The organism is Nigerium massiliense (genome assembly GCF_000826085.1).
GTDB lineage: Bacteria > Actinomycetota > Actinomycetes > Propionibacteriales > Propionibacteriaceae > Propioniciclava > Propioniciclava massiliense.
Map to the genome: position 1 here is coordinate 896486 of NZ_CCYM01000003.1, position 16759 is coordinate 913244.

At 73.9% G+C, this 16759-nt stretch carries 18 protein-coding genes; 5 read left to right on the forward strand and 13 right to left on the reverse strand.

Annotated elements, in window-relative coordinates:
* Nucleotides 1–4: 4 nt before the first annotated feature.
* Complete coding sequence (locus tag BN1187_RS10595) at nt 5–625, forward strand: glycoside hydrolase family 15 protein (RefSeq protein ID WP_040161526.1); 621 nt, start codon at nt 5–7, stop codon at nt 623–625.
* 1 nt (nt 626) lies between these two features.
* On the opposite strand, the gene ahcY is transcribed toward BN1187_RS10595, so the two are convergent.
* The 4 genes from ahcY to BN1187_RS10615 form a co-directional block, all read right to left on the reverse strand.
* Nucleotides 627–2042 carry an adenosylhomocysteinase gene (ahcY, locus tag BN1187_RS10600; protein ID WP_040161529.1) on the reverse strand — a complete coding sequence of 472 codons (1416 nt, stop codon included), beginning with the start codon at nt 2040–2042 and terminating at the stop codon, nt 627–629.
* A gap of 61 nt (nt 2043–2103) precedes the next feature.
* Nucleotides 2104–3111: an SIS domain-containing protein gene (locus BN1187_RS10605; RefSeq protein WP_040161532.1), complete on the reverse strand. Its 1008-nt coding sequence runs from the start codon at nt 3109–3111 to the stop codon at nt 2104–2106.
* Nucleotides 3104–3289: a Trm112 family protein gene (locus BN1187_RS10610; protein ID WP_218184640.1), complete on the reverse strand. Its 186-nt coding sequence runs from the start codon at nt 3287–3289 to the stop codon at nt 3104–3106. Before BN1187_RS10610 ends, BN1187_RS10605 begins: the two co-directional genes overlap by 8 nt.
* Nucleotides 3290–3315: 26 nt before the next feature.
* On the reverse strand, nt 3316–3684 hold the full coding sequence (locus BN1187_RS10615) for a DUF3499 domain-containing protein (RefSeq protein WP_040161535.1): 369 nt from the start codon (nt 3682–3684) through the stop codon (nt 3316–3318).
* A 106-nt stretch (nt 3685–3790) separates the two neighbouring features.
* Here BN1187_RS10615 and BN1187_RS10620 point away from each other — a divergent pair, with 106 nt between their 5' ends.
* Complete coding sequence (locus tag BN1187_RS10620) at nt 3791–4234, forward strand: metallopeptidase family protein (protein ID WP_040161539.1); 444 nt, start codon at nt 3791–3793, stop codon at nt 4232–4234.
* Nucleotides 4235–4266: 32 nt separating this feature from the next.
* Here BN1187_RS10620 and BN1187_RS10625 read toward each other — a convergent pair whose 3' ends face one another.
* The 5 genes from BN1187_RS10625 to BN1187_RS10645 form a co-directional block, all read right to left on the reverse strand.
* Nucleotides 4267–5619 carry a DUF5719 family protein gene (locus BN1187_RS10625; protein ID WP_052462604.1) on the reverse strand — a complete coding sequence of 451 codons (1353 nt, stop codon included), beginning with the start codon at nt 5617–5619 and terminating at the stop codon, nt 4267–4269.
* Nucleotides 5616–8693 (reverse strand): glycosyltransferase family A protein, encoded by a 3078-nt coding sequence (locus BN1187_RS14455; RefSeq protein ID WP_147675110.1) that lies wholly within the window; start codon nt 8691–8693, stop codon nt 5616–5618. The genes BN1187_RS10625 and BN1187_RS14455 overlap by 4 nt, the downstream gene beginning before the upstream one ends.
* A gap of 76 nt (nt 8694–8769) precedes the next feature.
* The gene (locus tag BN1187_RS10635) at nt 8770–9030 is read right to left on the reverse strand and encodes a WhiB family transcriptional regulator (protein WP_052462605.1); all 261 of its coding nucleotides are present in this window, start codon (nt 9028–9030) and stop codon (nt 8770–8772) included.
* Between the two features lie 93 nt (nt 9031–9123).
* On the reverse strand, nt 9124–9960 hold the full coding sequence (locus tag BN1187_RS10640) for a hypothetical protein (protein WP_040161545.1): 837 nt from the start codon (nt 9958–9960) through the stop codon (nt 9124–9126).
* 9 nt (nt 9961–9969) lie between these two features.
* Nucleotides 9970–11046, reverse strand: coding sequence for a mannose-1-phosphate guanylyltransferase (locus BN1187_RS10645; protein WP_040161548.1), 1077 nt, complete (start codon nt 11044–11046; stop codon nt 9970–9972).
* Between the two features lie 42 nt (nt 11047–11088).
* On the opposite strand from BN1187_RS10645, the gene BN1187_RS10650 reads away from it, so the two are divergent.
* Nucleotides 11089–11784: a TIGR03089 family protein gene (locus tag BN1187_RS10650; protein ID WP_040161551.1), complete on the forward strand. Its 696-nt coding sequence runs from the start codon at nt 11089–11091 to the stop codon at nt 11782–11784.
* Between the two features lie 3 nt (nt 11785–11787).
* On the opposite strand, the gene BN1187_RS10655 is transcribed toward BN1187_RS10650, so the two are convergent.
* Nucleotides 11788–12810, reverse strand: a complete 1023-nt coding sequence (locus tag BN1187_RS10655; protein WP_040161553.1) for a glycosyltransferase family 2 protein — start codon at nt 12808–12810, stop codon at nt 11788–11790.
* Between the two features lie 68 nt (nt 12811–12878).
* On the opposite strand from BN1187_RS10655, the gene BN1187_RS10660 reads away from it, so the two are divergent.
* Nucleotides 12879–13739, forward strand: a complete 861-nt coding sequence (locus BN1187_RS10660; RefSeq protein ID WP_040161555.1) for a serine hydrolase — start codon at nt 12879–12881, stop codon at nt 13737–13739.
* 16 nt (nt 13740–13755) lie between these two features.
* On the opposite strand, the gene purE is transcribed toward BN1187_RS10660, so the two are convergent.
* A complete protein-coding gene (gene purE / locus BN1187_RS10665; protein WP_040161557.1) occupies nt 13756–14274 on the reverse strand; it encodes a 5-(carboxyamino)imidazole ribonucleotide mutase in 519 nt (172 codons plus the stop codon).
* The gene (locus BN1187_RS10670; RefSeq protein ID WP_040161559.1) at nt 14267–15466 is read right to left on the reverse strand and encodes a 5-(carboxyamino)imidazole ribonucleotide synthase; all 1200 of its coding nucleotides are present in this window, start codon (nt 15464–15466) and stop codon (nt 14267–14269) included. Before BN1187_RS10670 ends, purE begins: the two co-directional genes overlap by 8 nt.
* 56 nt (nt 15467–15522) lie before the next feature.
* Between BN1187_RS10670 and BN1187_RS10675 the strand changes: the two genes are divergently transcribed.
* Nucleotides 15523–16242: a Type 1 glutamine amidotransferase-like domain-containing protein gene (locus tag BN1187_RS10675; protein WP_040161561.1), complete on the forward strand. Its 720-nt coding sequence runs from the start codon at nt 15523–15525 to the stop codon at nt 16240–16242.
* A 60-nt stretch (nt 16243–16302) separates the two neighbouring features.
* On the opposite strand, the gene BN1187_RS10680 is transcribed toward BN1187_RS10675, so the two are convergent.
* Complete coding sequence (locus BN1187_RS10680) at nt 16303–16719, reverse strand: GtrA family protein (protein WP_235750655.1); 417 nt, start codon at nt 16717–16719, stop codon at nt 16303–16305.
* Between the last annotated feature and the right edge of the window lie 40 nt (nt 16720–16759).

Genomic DNA, 16759 nt, shown 5'->3' on the forward strand with positions numbered 1-16759 from the left:
GGGCATGGTGGAGTTGATCGGTTACCTGGCCTCGGCGCTCATCGTCATCTCCCTGGCGATGCGCTCGCTCGTCCGGTTGCGCGTGGTGTCGCTCGTCGGCTCGCTCACCTTCGTGATCTACGGCGCGCTGATCGGCGCGATCCCCGTCATGATCGCCAACGGTGCGGCCGTCCTGCTGAACATCTGGCACCTGCGCCGCGAGCTCGCCCCGGCCGCGAGCACGATCAACGCCGTCCCGATCGAGCCGGACGCCCCGTTCCTGCGCGACTTCCTGGCGGCCAACCTGCCCGAGATCCACCGTTCCCAGCCGCGGTTCGACATCGAGGGTCACTACCCCTTCGCCCGTCTGCTCACCCGCGACGGGCTGCCGGCCGGCGTCTTCCTGGCCAGGCCGCTCGGCGACGAGCTCCAGGTCACGCTCGACTACGTCACGCCGGCCTACCGGGACTCGCGCGTGGCGCGCTGGCTGTTCGGCCCCGGGCGCGACGTGTTCACCGCCCGCGGCGTCCGCCGGCTGGTGGCCGAGGCGACCACCGCGGAGCACCGCACCTACCTCGAGTCGGCGGGCTTCCGCCCCGACGGGAGCCGGTTCATGCTGACCCTCGATGGCGAGCCGTCCCGCTGACTCAGTAGCGGTACAGGTCGGCCTTGTACGGACCCTCCACCGGGATGCCCAGGTACTCGGCCTGCTCGGTCGTCAGCTCACTCAGCCGGACGCCGAGGGCGTCCAGATGCAGGCGGGCGACCTCCTCGTCGAGCTCCTTGGGCAGCGTGTAGACGCCGATCGGATAGTCCTCGGGCTTCGTGTACAGCTCGATCTGCGCGAGCACCTGGTTGGTGAAGCTGTTGCTCATCACGAAGCTCGGGTGGCCCGTGGCGTTGCCGAGGTTCAGCAGGCGCCCCTCGCTGAGGACGATGATCGAGTGGCCGTCCTCGAACGTCCAGACGTCGACCTGAGGCTTGAGGTTCATCCGGCGCACGCCGGGCCAGCTCTCGAGGCCCGCCATGTCGATCTCGTTGTCGAAGTGGCCGATGTTGCCCACGATCGCCAGGTCCTTCATCTGGGACATGTGCTCGGACGTGATGACGTTCACGCAGCCGGTGGCGGTGACGAAGATGTCGACGTCCCCGACGACGTCCTCGATGCGGGCGACCTGGTAGCCGTCCATCGCGGCCTGCAACGCGCAGATCGGGTCGATCTCGGTGACGATGACGCGGGCGCCCTGCCCGGCCAGTGCCTCCGCGCACCCCTTGCCGACATCGCCGTAGCCGCACACCAGCGCGGTCTTGCCGCCGATGAGCACGTCGGAGGCGCGGTTGATGCCGTCGATGAGGCTGTGCCGGATGCCGTACTTGTTGTCGAACTTGCTCTTGGTGACCGAGTCGTTGACGTTGATCGCGGGGAACAGCAGCGCCTGCGCGCGGGCCATCTCGTAGAGGCGGTGGACGCCGGTGGTGGTCTCCTCGGTCACGCCCTGGATGGCGTTGGCGATCGCGACCCAGTCGAGCGTGGAGTTGCGGAGCGTGTTGAGCAGGACGGCGAACTCGTGGCTGTCGCCCTCGCCGGCCTCGGGCACCGCGCCGGCCTTGGCGAACTCGACGCCCTTGTGCACGAGCAGCGAGGCGTCGCCGCCGTCGTCCAGGATCATGTTGGCGTGCCGCCCGTCCCAGTCGAAGATCTGCTCGGTGCAGGCCCAGTACTCCTCGAGCGACTCACCCTTCCACGCGAACACCGGGACGCCGCGCGGGTCATCGGGGGTGCCGTCCTTGCCCACCACGATGGCGGCGGCCGCCTCGTCCTGGGTCGAGAAGATGTTGCACGAGGCCCAGCGCACCTCGGCGCCCAGCGCGGTCAGCGTCTCGATGAGCACCGCCGTCTGCACCGTCATGTGCAGCGAGCCGGCGATGCGGGCGCCCTTGAGCGGCTGAGAGTCGGCGTAACGCTCGCGCATCGCCATCAGGCCGGGCATCTCGTGCTCGGCGAGGGTGATCTGCTTGCGGCCGAAATCGGCGAGGTTCAGGTCTGCGACACGGTAATCCACATGCCCGACCCTATCGTCAGGTGCGAGGAACCGGGCCCCCGCGCGTGATCGCCGGACAGCCTCAGGCCCGGCCCATCCCCACCTGCAGGTAGGCGGCGGCGAACAGTCCCCGCTGCAGGACGCCCGCGTAGCGCTCCATCGACGAGTCCTGCAGGTGTTCCAGGACGCACACTCGGGCGTCCGCGACCTGCGCGTTCGCCTCCAGCACCTCGCGATGCTCGGCCGCCGCGGGGTCGCCCGCCCCATCGTCCACGATCACCAGCGCCGGGCGCGCGTCCCGCGCCGCGCCGTCGAACGGGTCGTCGAACGGGTCCCGCGGCCGTGCCTCGGCCAGGATCGGGTTCAGCTCGGAGAAATCGGCCGCGAGCGCCACGCGCCCCGAGGCCGCCCTCAGCGCCTCGGCGATGCGCCGGGACGCCCGGGCCGCCAGCACCGACCCGCCCCACACCAGCGGGAGCGCGTCGGCCAGCTCGAGCGCGAGCGACTTGGCCGGGTTGGCCGCGATGTCGAGCGCGTAGGAGCACGCGCGGGCGGTGTCGTCGAGGACGTCGGCGATGGCGGACGGGTCGGTCACCGGGCCCAGGCCGAGCCGGTGCAGCGCCATCAGCACGGTGATCGCCCCGCACAGCGGGTCGGACGTCTGGCTCGGCAGCAGCGTCGCGGAGCGGCCGGCCTCCTGCGCGACCGGAGAGTCCGGCGGAGCCGTCACGATGAGTCGCGAGCCGCGGCGGGTGGCCTCGTGGACGGCCGCAGCGGCTTCACGTCCGGCCCCGCCGAGCACGACGACCAGGTCGAGTGGGCCGACCCAACCGGGGAGGCCGAGGCTCGGCCACGCCACGAACGGGACCGGGCAGGACGGCTCGAGCACCGCGCGCAGCAGCCGCGCCTCGGGCCCCACGGCCACGACGGCGCGGGGACGTCCCTCGTCCTCGACGCCGGCCAGCACGGCGGCAGCCGCCGCGGCCTCGCGGCGCAACCGGGCGCCGGCCTCGGCGAGCGGGCGGATCACGCCGTCTGCGGCCTCGAGCGCCTGGGGGTCGTCGAGGAGCCCGTCGTCGAACTCAGGCACGGGCGGCGCGCGCCTCGTCCTCGACGAGGATCGGGATGCCGCCGCGGACGGGATAGGCCAATCCGCACGCGGGGCCGGTGCACACCAACTCGCTGGCCTCGTAGGCCCAGGTCAGTTGCTGGTGGCACCGCGGGCAGACCAGCAGCTCCAAGACGTTCGGGACGATGTCGTTCATCATTGCGCCTTCCTCGACTCAGGGTCAGCCTACCGAGGGTCGTCGGGCAGATCCGCCACGACGGCCAGGTGACCACGACGGCGCCCGACGGCGCGGGGCTCGACCCTCGGCTCCTCGTAGCCGAGGCCGACCTCGCGGACGGCGTCGGCCAGGGCCAGTAGGTCGTCGCTGGACCGGCCGAGGCCATCGGCCGGGTCGGCGTCCAACGGCAGCCGGATCAACTCCCAGCCGCGCGGGCTGATCAGGGTCTCGCAGTGCACCGCGCACAGGTCGTAGCTGCCGGGCTCGTCACGCAGGGCGAGGGGGCCGACCACGGCCGTCGAATCCTTGTAGACGTAGGTCAGGGTGGCGACCGCGGCGCCGGAGCAGCCGGTCTTCGAGCAACGACGAGAACTCACGCCGCCGACCGTACCTCGCCGCGCCCACCGCGCGCCGCACCGACGCCGCGATGTCGGACACCGGGCCGTCGATCGACGCCCGCGCGGTCGCACTAGGGTGGCGGGCATGCTCAAGCGACGCGATCGACACGGACGCGGGCGGCGCGGCCCGGCCGCGTGGCCCAACCCGCACACCAACGGGGTCGTGCCGCTGCGCGCGCGCCAGTCGCCGCAGGTCTTCTTCACCCGCTGTGTCAGCGATGCGCTCGCTCAGATCGCCGAATCGTGCCCCCGCGCGCTGGTGGGTGTCGATGTCGGCATCGAGGACGTTCCCACCATCAACGCCGCGTGGGCGCCCAGTCGGGTGCCGCTGGCCGCCGCGGTGACGGCGACGCCCACCAAGAACGGGCAGGTCGTGGTCTACCGGCGGCCCATCGAGCGGCGCGCCGCGACTCGGCGCGGCATCCGCATCCTCGTCTACCGCACGATCGTGGAGCAACTGGCGAACATCACCGCGATCCCCACCGACGAGATCGACCCCAGCGGCGGCCGCGACGACGACTGGGAGTGACCCGGACGCGGCCCGGGCCCACCCGCCGCCGCTCAGCTCCCGACGCGCGGGTCGTTGACCACCGCGACCTCCCGGGCGGCCTGACCCGCTCCGAGCGCGGCGACCGTCCCCACCCCGTTGATCGACCCGACGCGTCCGCTCAGCGCGACGGCCGCGGCGACGCGTCCGCCGGAGAGCCGGACGACGGGCTGCGCACCGGAGGGCAGCGCCACGCTCACCGATCCCCCGCCACGCACCGTCACCTCGCGGGCGAGCGTGCGGCGTCCGCCCTGGGTGACCTCGACGCGCGACGTGACGGGCGCCGTCCCGCCGTTGGCCAGCGTGAGCGTGCCCCGGACGGACGCCGGCGTCCCCAGCGGGACGAGCGCGTCCGCGGCGGCTCCGACGGCGGGGACTCCGGTCCAGTCGACGCTGGCGGCCGCGCCGGGCGTGCGGGCCTCGACCGCCGCGGTGATCCGCTGGTCGCTGCTGACGCGCACCGCGCCGCCGGCGCCGCGCAGCCCCGTGGTCAGCGAGACGACGGCCGTGGACGCCGCGGGCACGTCGACGGAATCCGCACCGGCCGGGGTGAGGGCGCCCTGGGGACCGAGGACGTCCACCCGCACCCGCGCCACCCGGTCGCCGGGGTTGGCGACGATCAGGTCGCGCGAGCCGGCGCCGGCCGGGACCCCCGGCACCACGGCTGTTCCGGCGGGCGGCGAGGACGGCGCGATCCAATCCGTACCGAGGCTCTGGGTGCCCGCGAACAACTGCTGCTGAACGGTCGCGGCGACGCGCCCCGAGGACGTCTCCAGGTGCACGGCCAGCGGGGTCGAGGACGTCATCAGCGGGCCGAGGTCGACGACGCGCTGGCTGTTCGGGCCGACGACCAGACCGCGTGCGCCGGGGGCGGCGAGCTGGCCGCGCGCGCCGTAGGCGGTGAGGTTGACCTCGGCGGGGACCGCGTCCGGGTTCATCAAGACGAGGTGGGCGCGCGCGTCCGGGCCGGTGTGGACGCCGACGAACCACGCCTGCGTCTGGGCCAGCGGGCATGAGATGGCGCCCAGCCCCGGCGCCGACGGGTCGCCGACGGCGGCGGAGCTGGCCCCGAAGACCGCGCCGCGCCGGCCCGCGATCCGCAGCGGGTCGCCGGAGGCGGGCAGCACGGCGGCGTCCGGCAAGGCGGCGGCGTGGCCGGGATCGCTCAGCCCGCTCTGACGGAGGTCGGCGGTCGCGCCGGCGACCGCGACCGACGAGGCGCCGGTGGTGACCGGGCACACGACGCTCGTGTGCCCGGCGGTCGCCGGCGGCGGCACCGGGACGGGGTCGGCCGGGCGGGCGAGACCGACCGCGGCCGCCACGACGAACGCGGCCACGGCGGCGAGGGGTCCGGCGATCCGGTTCATCGAGCGGCCCTCCTGAGCCGGCGCGGTGCGGGTCGGTGCGACTGGGGCGCGAGCGCGGGCAGCGCGAGGACGGCCAGCCCCGCCAGGCCGGCGAGCTGCACCCACGCCCACCAGGGCGCCGCGCTGTCGAAGCCGACCTCGAGGACGCCGCCGGACGCCGGCAGCTGGAACGAGACGGATCCGTCCGCGGCCTGGGCCCGTGGCAGACGCCGGCCGCCGACAGCCGCCCACCAGCGGTCGTCCGGCACCTCGGCGAGGGTCAGGGTGCGGCCGCCAGGGCCCGCCTCGAGGAGGGCGCCGGGCGCGACCGGCGTGCGGGTCTGGCCGACGACGACGACGGCGCGCCCGGAGCCGGGCACCGTCCAGGTCACGGTGGTGGCGTCCGCGGAGCCGGAGCCCAACCCGGGGACGTTCGCGATGCCCGTCCGCAGCTCGGGGTCGCCGCCCTCCAGCCAGACGTGGCCGACGCCGAGAGCGCGCAGGTCGGCGAGCAGTTGGTCGTCCGCCGACCCCGTCGCCAGCCGCTGCGCCACGGACCCGGCCAGCTCGCGGGCCGGGCCGTGGCCGCCGAGGGCGACCCCACGCTCGGGCTGGCCGAGGCGGGGCCCCGCGCCCTCGCGCAGCGACCATCGCACGTCGCCGCCGTCGTCGCGCAGGGCCAGGGTGCGGTTGAGGCCTGATTCCGTCTCGCGCTGCAGGTAGGGCGCCACGGGGACGCCGGCGCCGCGCGACAGCGGGGCCAACCCGCCGATGACCCACCAGGCGCCCGCCGCCAGGACGCCCACGGCCAGGAGCGCCCGCAGCAGGTAGAGCGCGACGTGCGCACCGCCGAAGGACCGCTGCTTGATGCCCGCGGCCAGGCCGTCCAGCCCCGTGGTGGCGGCGACGACGAGCCCCGCGAGGAAGAGCACGAGCCAGACCGTGCCCTGCGGCCGGGCGAATCCGTCCGGCGGCACGGGGACGACGAACCGGGTGAGGACGACCGCCGCGGCCAGCCCCAGCCCGGCGAGGGCCAGCCCCCAGGACGCCCGGGCGGGGCGGCGTCCGACGCCGATCAGTGCGGCCAGCCACAGCGCCCCCACGGCGACCGCGCTCACCGCCAGGGGCGCGAGCCCCTCGACCGCCGGCCGGGCCAAGAACAGCTGCCACGGGTCGGGCGCCCGCAGCGGCGCCAACACCGGATCGGTGCCGGTCAACAGCCGGCCGGGACGCTCCGCCACCATGGCCGCCCACGGCGAGACCGCCACGAGCGCGGGAGAGGCCACGGCGACCAGCGCCGGCAGCCAGCCCCGCCGGCCCGCGAGACAGACCGTCAGCACGGACAGCGCGAGCAACGGCCAGCTCAGCGGCTCGACCGCGGTCATCAGCGTCGCGGTCAGAGCGAACGCCCCCACGGTCGACCAGGACGGCCGCGCGTCCCACCAGTCGATCAGCTGGTGCGCGGCCACGGGTAACAGCAGCGTCCACAGCACCGCGCCCCACTGCCCCGAGCCGACGGCACCCGTCAGGATCGGCGCGAGCGCGTAGGCGAGCGCCCCGCTCAGCGCGACACCGCGGTCGGCGACGAGCCGCCGCAGCGTCCGGCGGGCGAGCAGGAACGCCAGGGGGACGCAGCCGAGCAGCACGAGCGAGACGAGCGCGTCCGGGTGCCCCAGCGTCAGCCAGGACGCCAGCCACGTCAGCCCCAGCCACGGTGGCCCGGACGACGTGCCCACCCCGGCGATCGGGTCGAGGACGTCGCCGAGCATCGCCCCCATGGAATCGTGCGCGGGGAGGAGCTGCGGACCCTGCAGCGGGCCGGGCGAGTACAGCCGCCACGCGGCCACGAACGCCGCGACGACCAGCAACCCGGTGACGACCACCCAGCGCGGGGTGCGCCGGTCTTCGGCCCCGCCTCCGGCGTACTCGTCGCCGGTGAGGGTGTCGAGAGACGCGCCGCGCGGCCCGTCGGCGAAGCCGGCGCCCCAGGAGGCGACGCGGCCGAACAGGTCGTCGGACGCGCGGCCCAGTTCCTGCCGACGCGTCGGACGCAGCGCGCCGACGTCCCCCGGCGTGCTGTCCAGCTGTTCGTAGCGGTGGCGCAGCACGGCCACGTCGGCGCGGCGGCGGGCGGCCAGCGCGCGGAGCTCGAGAGCCGCGGTCGCGGGGTCCTTGCCGAGCAGACGGGCGCCCGCCCGCCCGAGCGCGGAACTCCCGGTCCCGACGCGCAGCGGCCCGGCTGGGCGGCCGCGGAAGGCCTCGTGCAGCGCCATGCCCCAGCGGCGGCGGTCGACGAGCGGGTCGCCCGCGGCCCCGGCCCGGATCCCGCGCGTGGACGCCTCCCAGTGCACCAGCCGCGCCGCCGGCTCGGTGACGACGCCCCCGCCGGCGAGCCCGGCCAGCCATCCGAACTCGACGCCCTGAGCGGCGCTCGCGACGTCGGCGTTGAGCCCGCCGAGGGCGTCCCAGGAGGAGCGCCGCACCAGCAGGCCGCAGGCGTTCGCGCCGAGGACGTCGTCGGAGTCGAGCTGGCCCTGGTCGATCGTGCCGGACCCGACGACCGGCCGCACGACGCCGGAGCGGGTGACGGTCTGGCCGAGCTCGGAGACGTGGGCCGGGGCGCCGCGTCGGTGCGGCTGCACCAGGAGGGGCGTGGCGGCATCGGCGTCCGGCCTGTGGCGCAGCCGGGAGACGAGGCGCTCGAGGGCGTCCGGGGCGGCCTCGACGTCGTCGTGCAGCAGCCAGACGAACTCGCCGGGCTCACCGGGCAGCTCCAGGCCCGCTCGCGCCGCGGCGCCGACGGTGCTGCCCTCGGGGACGCGGACGACGGCGTCGAGGAGGTCGTCGGCGAGCGCCTGCTCGAGCAGAGCCGCGGTGCGGTCGGTGGAGCCGGTGTCCACGGCGACGATGCGGGACGGCGGCAGGGTCTGCTCGGCCAGGGACGCGAGCAGATCCTCTAGCCAGCGGGCCCCGTTGTGGGTCACCACGACGGCCGTGACGGCGGCGTCCTGACCGGAAGCCGCGTCGTCGGCGGTCTCGTCGGCTCGCGCCCAGGCCCAGGGGTCGGCGCCTGCCTCACGTACGGGGTGGCTCACATCGGACAAGGTTAGACGCCGCGCCGAGGGCCATGTGGGCAGACTCGTCCCGCAGAAGGTACGAGACTAGCTGTCGCTAAACAGCGCGCTTCTTGAGCTTGCGCCGCTCGCGCTCGCTCAGCCCGCCCCAGATGCCGAAGCGCTCGTCGTGGGCCAGCGCGTATTCGAGGCAGTCGGCGCGCACGTCACAGGAGTGGCAGACGCGCTTGGCCTCCCGGGTCGAACCGCCCTTCTCGGGGAAGAACGCCTCCGGGTCGGTCTGGGCACACAGGGCGCTCTCTTGCCACCCCAGGGGTCCGTCGTCCGAAATGGACTCGACGACCAGCAGCTCGTGCATCAGTTCCTCCTCCGCGCCGCCCGGCACAAAAAATGGGATGACTGAATTACATGCCTGTCATTCCAGGCTCGTCAAGCTGAAGGCCGCTTCGGATCAGGATTTGTCAAGATTCGTCGGCGTGTCGCCATCTTCTGGTGTCGCCCGACGCCAGCCGATGGCCTCGGCAGCGCCCTGGCGCCCCGCCGTCGGGCGCAAGCGCGGCGGGGACGACAGATCTTCTTGTCGCGCTGCGGCGTCCTGATTCTCGTCGCTCCCCTGTGCCCAGAGTCCGCTGGGCTCGGCCTCGGCCGGGTCGGCCGGTTCCGCCGAGGCCGCGTGCCACCCGGCGTGCGCGGTGCCCATGGCGCTCGGCGCCGTCCCGGACGCGGCCTGCGCCGCCGTCGTCCAGACGCTGCCGGACGCCTCGCTGGGCCGCCAGACCGCCGCCGGACGCTGCTCGTCCTCTTCCGGCTCCGCCGCCCCCTCGATCGCCGCCGGGGGCTCCGCCTCCACGCGAGGGCGCCCGGACGCCCGGTACACGATCCACAGCACCGCGGCGGCCAGCGCCTTCAGCACGATCGACAGCAGGCCGCCGAGCGCCTCAAGGACCACGCCGAGCGTCCCGGCGGACGCCGACAGACCGGCCCCCGTCGCGATGATCGTCAGCACCACGCCGACGGTGACGGTGACCGCCGACCACAGCGCGAGCCGGCGGGCGTTCGGCGACGGCGTCCCCACGTAGTGGCACACGCACACGGCGGCGACGAGCAGCACCAAGGCGGTGAGGTTCAGCCCCGAGTTCGCCGCATCCTGGAAGGCCTCGGACGCGGGGACATGCTCGCGGGTGAGCGCGTTGGCCAGCCGGACGGCGCTGAGCACCATGCCGGCGACCACGATGGCCAGCACGATCCAGGCCGCGGGCTCGCGGAAGCGCTTGACGTTCTCGACCACGGAGGACTCCTAGGCGAAGGTCGGGTGGGACTGGGCGATGAGGCCGACGAGCGATTTGACCTTCTCGGCCTGGTCGAACGTCGTGACGAGGGTCGCCTGGGGTGTGTGGACGACCACCATGCCGGTGACGCCGGCGACGGCGACCACATGGCCCGAGCCGGCCGTGTTGAGGACGAGGTTGCCGGACGCGTCCAGGGTCACGGCGAGACCCTCGATCGCGTTGCCGTCCTCGTCGGTGCCGAGCACCTCGGCCAGGCTGGCGAAGCCCCCGACGTCGCGCCACTCGATGGGCAGCTCGACCGCGAGGATGTGCGCGGACGTCCGGCCCTGGGAGACCGGTTCCATCACCGCGTAGTCGACCGAGACCTTCTTCAGTGACCCGAAGACCTCCTCGAGCCGGTCGGGGTGCGCGGCCAGCATCTCGATGCCGGCGTGGGTGGCGGGCTCGAGGACGGCGAGCTGGGCCAGCAGCGTGTCGGCGCGCCAGACGAACATGCCGGAGTTCCACCAGTAGTCGCCCGACGCGAGGTATTGCTGGGCGGTGGCGCGGTCGGGCTTCTCGACGAAGCGCTCGACGCGGCAGGCGTCCTCGTTGCCCTCGACGGCCTCGCCGCGCCTGAGGTAGCCGTAGCCGGTGTGCGGCGACGTCGGGACGACCCCGAGCGTCACCAGCGCGTCGGCGTCGTCCTCGGCCAGGGCGAAAGCGCGGTCGAGCGCGGCGGCGAAGGCGTCCACGGGCTCGATGATGTGGTCGGCGGTCACCTGGGCGATCACCGCGTCGGGGTCGCGGCGCGCCAGGACGGCCGCCGGCCAGGCGCAGGCGTTCAGCGAGTCGCGGCCGACGGGCTCGCCGAGGAAGTTCTCGGGCGCGAGCTCGGGGATCTCGGCGCGCACCTTGTCGAGATACCCCGCCCCGGTCACCACGAGCACCTGCTCGGGGGGCACGACGCGCGTGGCGCGGTCGAAGGCCAACCGCAGCAGGCTCCTTCCGTGCACGATGGGCAGGAGCTGCTTGGGCGTGCCCTGTCGCGAGAGCGGCCACAACCGTGTGCCCGAGCCTCCCGCCATGATCACCACGTAGCGCATGGGTGCAGGGTATCCGCCCCCTACGATGAACGGGTGACTCCCATGCCGCCGCTGTCCGAACGCGCCGCCGCGCGGGCCCGTCGCGACCCCGGGTCGCCGCTGCTCACCCACTACCACCCCGCCGCCGGGGAGCGCGTCGAGCTCAACGCCCGCAGCCTGGCGAACTGGCTGGACAAGACCGCCAACCTGTTGGACGCCCTGGGCGTGGACGCCGACAGTGAGGTCGCGCTGCCGGTGCTGTTGGAGCGGCCGGCCGGCTGGATGGGGCTGCTGCTGCCGCCGGCGTGCTGGCAGCGCGGCGTCGGCTGCCGGGTGACCGGACGCGACGAGGCGTCCTCGGCGGACGTCGCGGTCATCGGGCCGGCCGACCTCGCCGCCGTCGCGCCGGACACCCTGGCCTGCTCCATGCACCCGTGGGGGCTGGGGCTGCCCGCGCTGCCCGAGGGCGTCACCGACTTCAGCTCCGCGGCGCTGGCCGAGCCGGACGTCCACACCGGGCAGCCCGCCGACCCCGACGCGATCGCCTGGGCCGACGCCGAGCGCGAGGTGACGTTCGCGGAACTCGCCGCGCTGCCCGGCTCCGGCGAGCGGGTCCTCCTCCACACCGACGACCCGTGGACGGCCGTCTCGGGGCTGTGGACCGCGCTCAGCGGCGACGGCTCGCTGGTGCTCGTCGAGGGCGACGCGGACGAGGCGACGCTGGCCAGGCTCGCGGACGCCGAACGGGCCGCCCGCTGACCCTCAGCGCCCCTGGTCGCGCCGCAGCCCCGCCGGCAGCCCGCGCAGGAAGCCCGCGCCCCAGGTGAGCTGCATGACCGCGAGCACCCCGGGCAGGCGCAGCCTCGCCTGCGGGTCGAGTTTCGGCATCCGCGCGGTGGCCACGGCCAGGAACGCCGCGTAGGCGGCCGGTGCCGCGAAGCCGAGGCGGAGCCAGCGGCGTCCGGACGCCAGGCCGGCCACGCCGGCGACGGTGCCCGCGGCGAGGCCCGCCACGGTCGCCGGCGGCACGAGATAGCGGAGGCTGGCCGTCTCGGGGTTGCGCCGCACGACCTCGCGGCGCCACTGCCCCGTCGCGAAGAACTGCGTGGCCAGCGCCTTCACCGTCGAGCGCGGCCGGTAGGTGACCTTCATCGCCGGGGTGAACCAGACCGTCTCGCCGGCCTCGCGCAGCCGGCGGTTGAGGTCCCAGTCCTGCGCGCGGAACAGCGTCTCGTCGAACCCGCCGACGCGGCGCAGAGCGTCGCGGCGGAACGTGCCGAGGAAAACCGTGTCGGCCGGCCCCTCGGGCGAGCGGGCCAGGTGGAACGTGGAGGAGCCGAGCCCGTAGGGCGAGTTGTACGCGGCGGCGACGGCGCGCTCGAAGGGCGTGCGGCCCCGGGCGTCCATCAGGCCGCCGACGTTGGCGGCGCCCGTGCGGTTCATCGTCTCGACGGCGGTCGCGATGTAGCCCGGGGTCAGGTCGCCGTGGGCGTCCACGCGGACGATGATGTCGTGCCGGGCCGCCGCGATGGCGAGGTTGAGCCCGGCCGGCGTCTTACCCGTCGGGTTGTCGACGACGGTGACCTCGGGGTGCTCGGTCGCGAGCCGCTCGGCGACCTCGTGCGTGAGGTCCTTGCTGGGTCCGATCGCCATGACGATCTCGAGCTCGCCGGGGTAGCGCTGGGCGAGGACGTGTTCGACGGCCTCCGCGAGGTAGCGCTCCTCGTTGAGCACCGGCATCACGACGCTCACCGCGGGCGCGGCTGATGTGTCGGCGGTGGGCACGTCGCGTGTCCTTTCGGAAGGGGACGTCTGTCATGATGGCACGGTCCCTTTCGACTGAAGGAGTGCTCATGGGCTCGGGCGTGTCGAGGCGCACCCTCCTCTTCGGCGCATCGGCGGCTGCCGTCTTCGCCGGCTGCGCGCGCCCCCCGGTGGTGGTGCAGACGCCGACGGCGTCCCCCACCGGCCCCGTCCGCGAGCAACTCGCCCAGCTGATGGACGCCTACGGCCGCAACACCGAGCAGTTCGGCCTCGCGCTGCGCGACCTGCGCAGTGGGCGCGACTACGAGTTCCGCGGCGACTACACCAGCCAGAGCGCCTCCATGGCCAAGGTGATGATCGTCGCGATGGCGCTTCGGCAGGCCCGCAAGGACGGCGGCCCGCTGCCGTTCGACCGGATGACCCAGGCGAGCAAGGCCATCATCGAGTCCGACAACGACTCGGCGGACGCGCTGTGGGCGTACGCGGGCGGCCCGGACGCCTACCAGGCCCTGGCCAACGAGCTGCAGATGACGCACACCCGCCGCGACCCCAAGAACGAGTTCTGGAGTTGGACGTGGACGACGCCGTCCGACCAGCGCCTGCTGATCGACAAGATCGTGCACGGGACGCCCGCCCTGACCGAGCAGGAGCGCTTCTACCTGCTCGACCTCATGGCCAAGACGGAAGCGGATCAGACCTGGGGCGTCGGCGCGCCGAAGACGAGCGCCACGGCCCACCCGGTCGTGCGGGTGTGGATGAAGAACGGCTGGGTGCAGTTCCAGAGCACCGACGGCATGTGGGCCGTCAACTCGATGGGCCGCGTGGAGGGCGACGGGCGCGACTACCTGCTGGCCATGATGAGCCGGGTGCCGACGTTCCAGCAGGGCAAGGCCTTCCTGAACGACGTGGGCGCGGACGTCTTCCGCGTGATGGGCTCCGGCACGCTGTAGTGAGGCGGACGCCCGCTCAGCCGGCCTCGTTGGCGTCGGCGGCGTAGCGCCGCACGACCTCGCCCTTGGCCTGGGCTGAGGCCCGCAGGTCGTCCTGGAAGGCGAGCATCTTCGCGGTGAGCCCCTCGTCGCCGGCGGCCAGCATGCGGACGGCCAGCAGCCCGGCGTTGCGGGCGTTTCCGACCGCCACGGTCGCCACCGGGACGCCCGCCGGCATCTGCACGATCGAGAGCAGCGAGTCGAGGCCGTCCAGGTACTTCAGCGGGACGGGGACGCCGATCACGGGCAGCGGCGTCAGGGCGGCCAGCATGCCCGGCAGGTGCGCGGCTCCCCCGGCCCCGGCGATGATCGCGCGCAGCCCGCGGGTGTGCGCGTCGCGGCCGTAGCGGACCATGTCCTCCGGCATCCGGTGGGCGCTGACGACGTCCGCCTCGTAGGCGACGCCGAACTCGTCCAGCGCCGCGGCGGCCGCGGACATGGTCGGCCAGTCGGAGTCGGACCCCATCACGATGCCGACGAGGGGCTGCTCATTCATGGTCGGTTCCTTCCAGGTGGGCGGACGCCCGGCGCGCGGCGTCCTGGGTGGCGGCGACCTCGTCGCCGAGGACGGTGACGTGGCCGACCTTGCGGCCGGGCTTCACCGCCTTGCCGTACAGGTGGACGCGCAGGCTCGGGTCGGCCAGCACCACCGGGAGCGAACCGACGAGGTCGGGGTTGGCACCGCCGAGCACGTTGCTCATCACGGCGACGGGCGCGCGGGGTGCTGTCGAGCCGAGCGGCAGGTCCGCGACGGCGCGCAGGTGGTTCTCGAACTGGCTGGTGACGGCGCCCTCGATCGACCAGTGCCCGGTGTTGTGGGGCCGCATGGCGAGCTCGTTGACGACGACCTCCCCGCTCGCGCGCTGCATCAGCTCGACGGCCAGGACGCCGACGACCGCCAGCTCGTCGGCGATGCGGGTCGCGAACGCCTGGATGTCGGCGGCCTGTGCCGGGTCCAGACCGGGCGCCGGCGTCGTGGTCTCGTGGCAGATGCCGTCGCGCTGAACGGTCTCGCTGATCGGGTAGACCACCGATTCCCCGCCCTGGCGCCGCACGACCAGCACCGACAGCTCGCGGCTGAACGGGACGAACTCCTCGGCGAGGATAACGACCTCCGGCGCGTCCGCGGGTTCCACGCCGGCGTCCACGCGGTCGGTGGGTCCGAGCGCGCGGCCGAGCGCCGCGAACGGCTCGGCAACCTGCTCGGGCCCGGCGACCTTCCACACCCCCTTGCCGTCGTAGCCGCCGCGCGAGGTCTTCGCGATGACGGGCCAGCCGATCTCGTCGCCGAACGCGATGAACTCCTCCGGCGTCCGGGTCACCCGCCAGTTGGGCGCGGGGATGCCGAGGGCGGTGAGCCGCTCGCGCATGGCGGCCTTGTCCTGGGCGTGGACGAGGGCGTCCGGGCCGGGGCGCACGGCGACGCCGGCGTCCTCGAGCGCGCGCAGGATGGCGGTGGGGACGTGTTCGTGGTCGAAGGTGATCGCGTCGCACTGCGCCGCGAAGGACGTCACCGTCTCCTGGTCGGTGTAGTCGCCGACCTCGGTGAGCGGGACGACCTGGGCGGCGGAGCCGTCGGCCGCCTCCGCGAGCAGCCGGACGCGCAACCCCAGCGGGGTGGCCGCCTCGGCCATCATGCGGGCCAGCTGCCCGCTGCCGATCACTCCAACCGTTCGGACACACGTCACGGAAGGTCATGTTAGGGGGCGGCCCCGCGGCGCGGGAAACGTGTCAAGATGGCCCCATGACAGCGCACATCGTGGCCGTCGGCGGCGGCGGATTCGGCGCATCCCCCCTCGGAGCGCCCACCAACATCGACCGATACATGGTCGAACTGACCGGAAAGCGGAGCCCGCTGGTGTGCTTCGCGCCCACCGCGTCCGCCGATGACCCGCAGTACATCAACAAGTTCCTGGTCGCCTACGGCACCCTCGGCGTCCGCGTCATGGTGCTGACCCTCTGGCAGGACGCGGCCCGCTCCGTCGATCGCCTCGCCGAGGCCGACCTCGTGGTCGTGGGCAACGGCGCGACGGTGAACCTGCTGGCGCTGTGGAAGGCGCACGGGGTGGACGAGGCGCTGCGCCGCCGCTACGCCGCGGGCGACGACTTCGTGATCGGCGGCGTCTCCGCCGGCGGCAACGCGGTCTTCCAGGGCTTCGTCACCGACTCGTTCGGCCAGCAGTTCCGGGCGGTCCGCGGCGGTCTGGGTCTCGTGGAGGGGAGCTTCTGCTGCCACCTCGACGGCGAGGACGGCCGCGTCCCCGTCTACACCGAGGCGGTCGCCGACGGCACGCTGCCCGGCGGCTACGCCGCGGACGACGGCGCCGGCATCCAGTTCACCGACGGCAAGGTCGTCAAGTGCATCGCCGAGACGTCTTCCCAGCGGGTCTTCCGCATCGACCCGAGCGACTCCCCGTCGTCCTCGGGCGTCCTGTCCGAGCCGCAGCGCGTCGAGGTTCTCTGATCCGTCCCCCATCGCCGCGGCGGCCCCCGGTGGGCGCCGCGGCGACCTGAGCCCAGCCCGTCAGGCGGTCTTGAAGATCACCGTGCGCTGCACGATGAAGTTGACGGTCGTGGCGACGCCCTGGGCGATGACGAAGCCGACGAACTGCGCCGCGGCCCGGCCCCACGCCGCGTCGAGCGGGTCGTAGATCAGGCTGAAGGTGCCGACCTGCAGCACGAACGTCGCGAGATAGAGCGCCGCGACCGCCGCGAGCCGCTTGGTGGACGGCTCCGCCTTGAACGTCCAGCGGCTGTTGATCGCGTAGGCCGTCACGGTGCCCGCGACCCACGACAGCGCCTTGGCGGGCGAGTGCCCGAGTCCCAGCGCCATGCCCAGCACGAGCAGCCCGTAGTCGACGACCGCCGAGAGTCCGCCCGTGATGATGAACCGCGTCAGCTGGGTGCGCAGCGGCAGGGGCTCGGTCGGCGGTTGGGTCACGCCTGCCATGGTCCCACAGGCCGGGAGAGCGACCGGATTC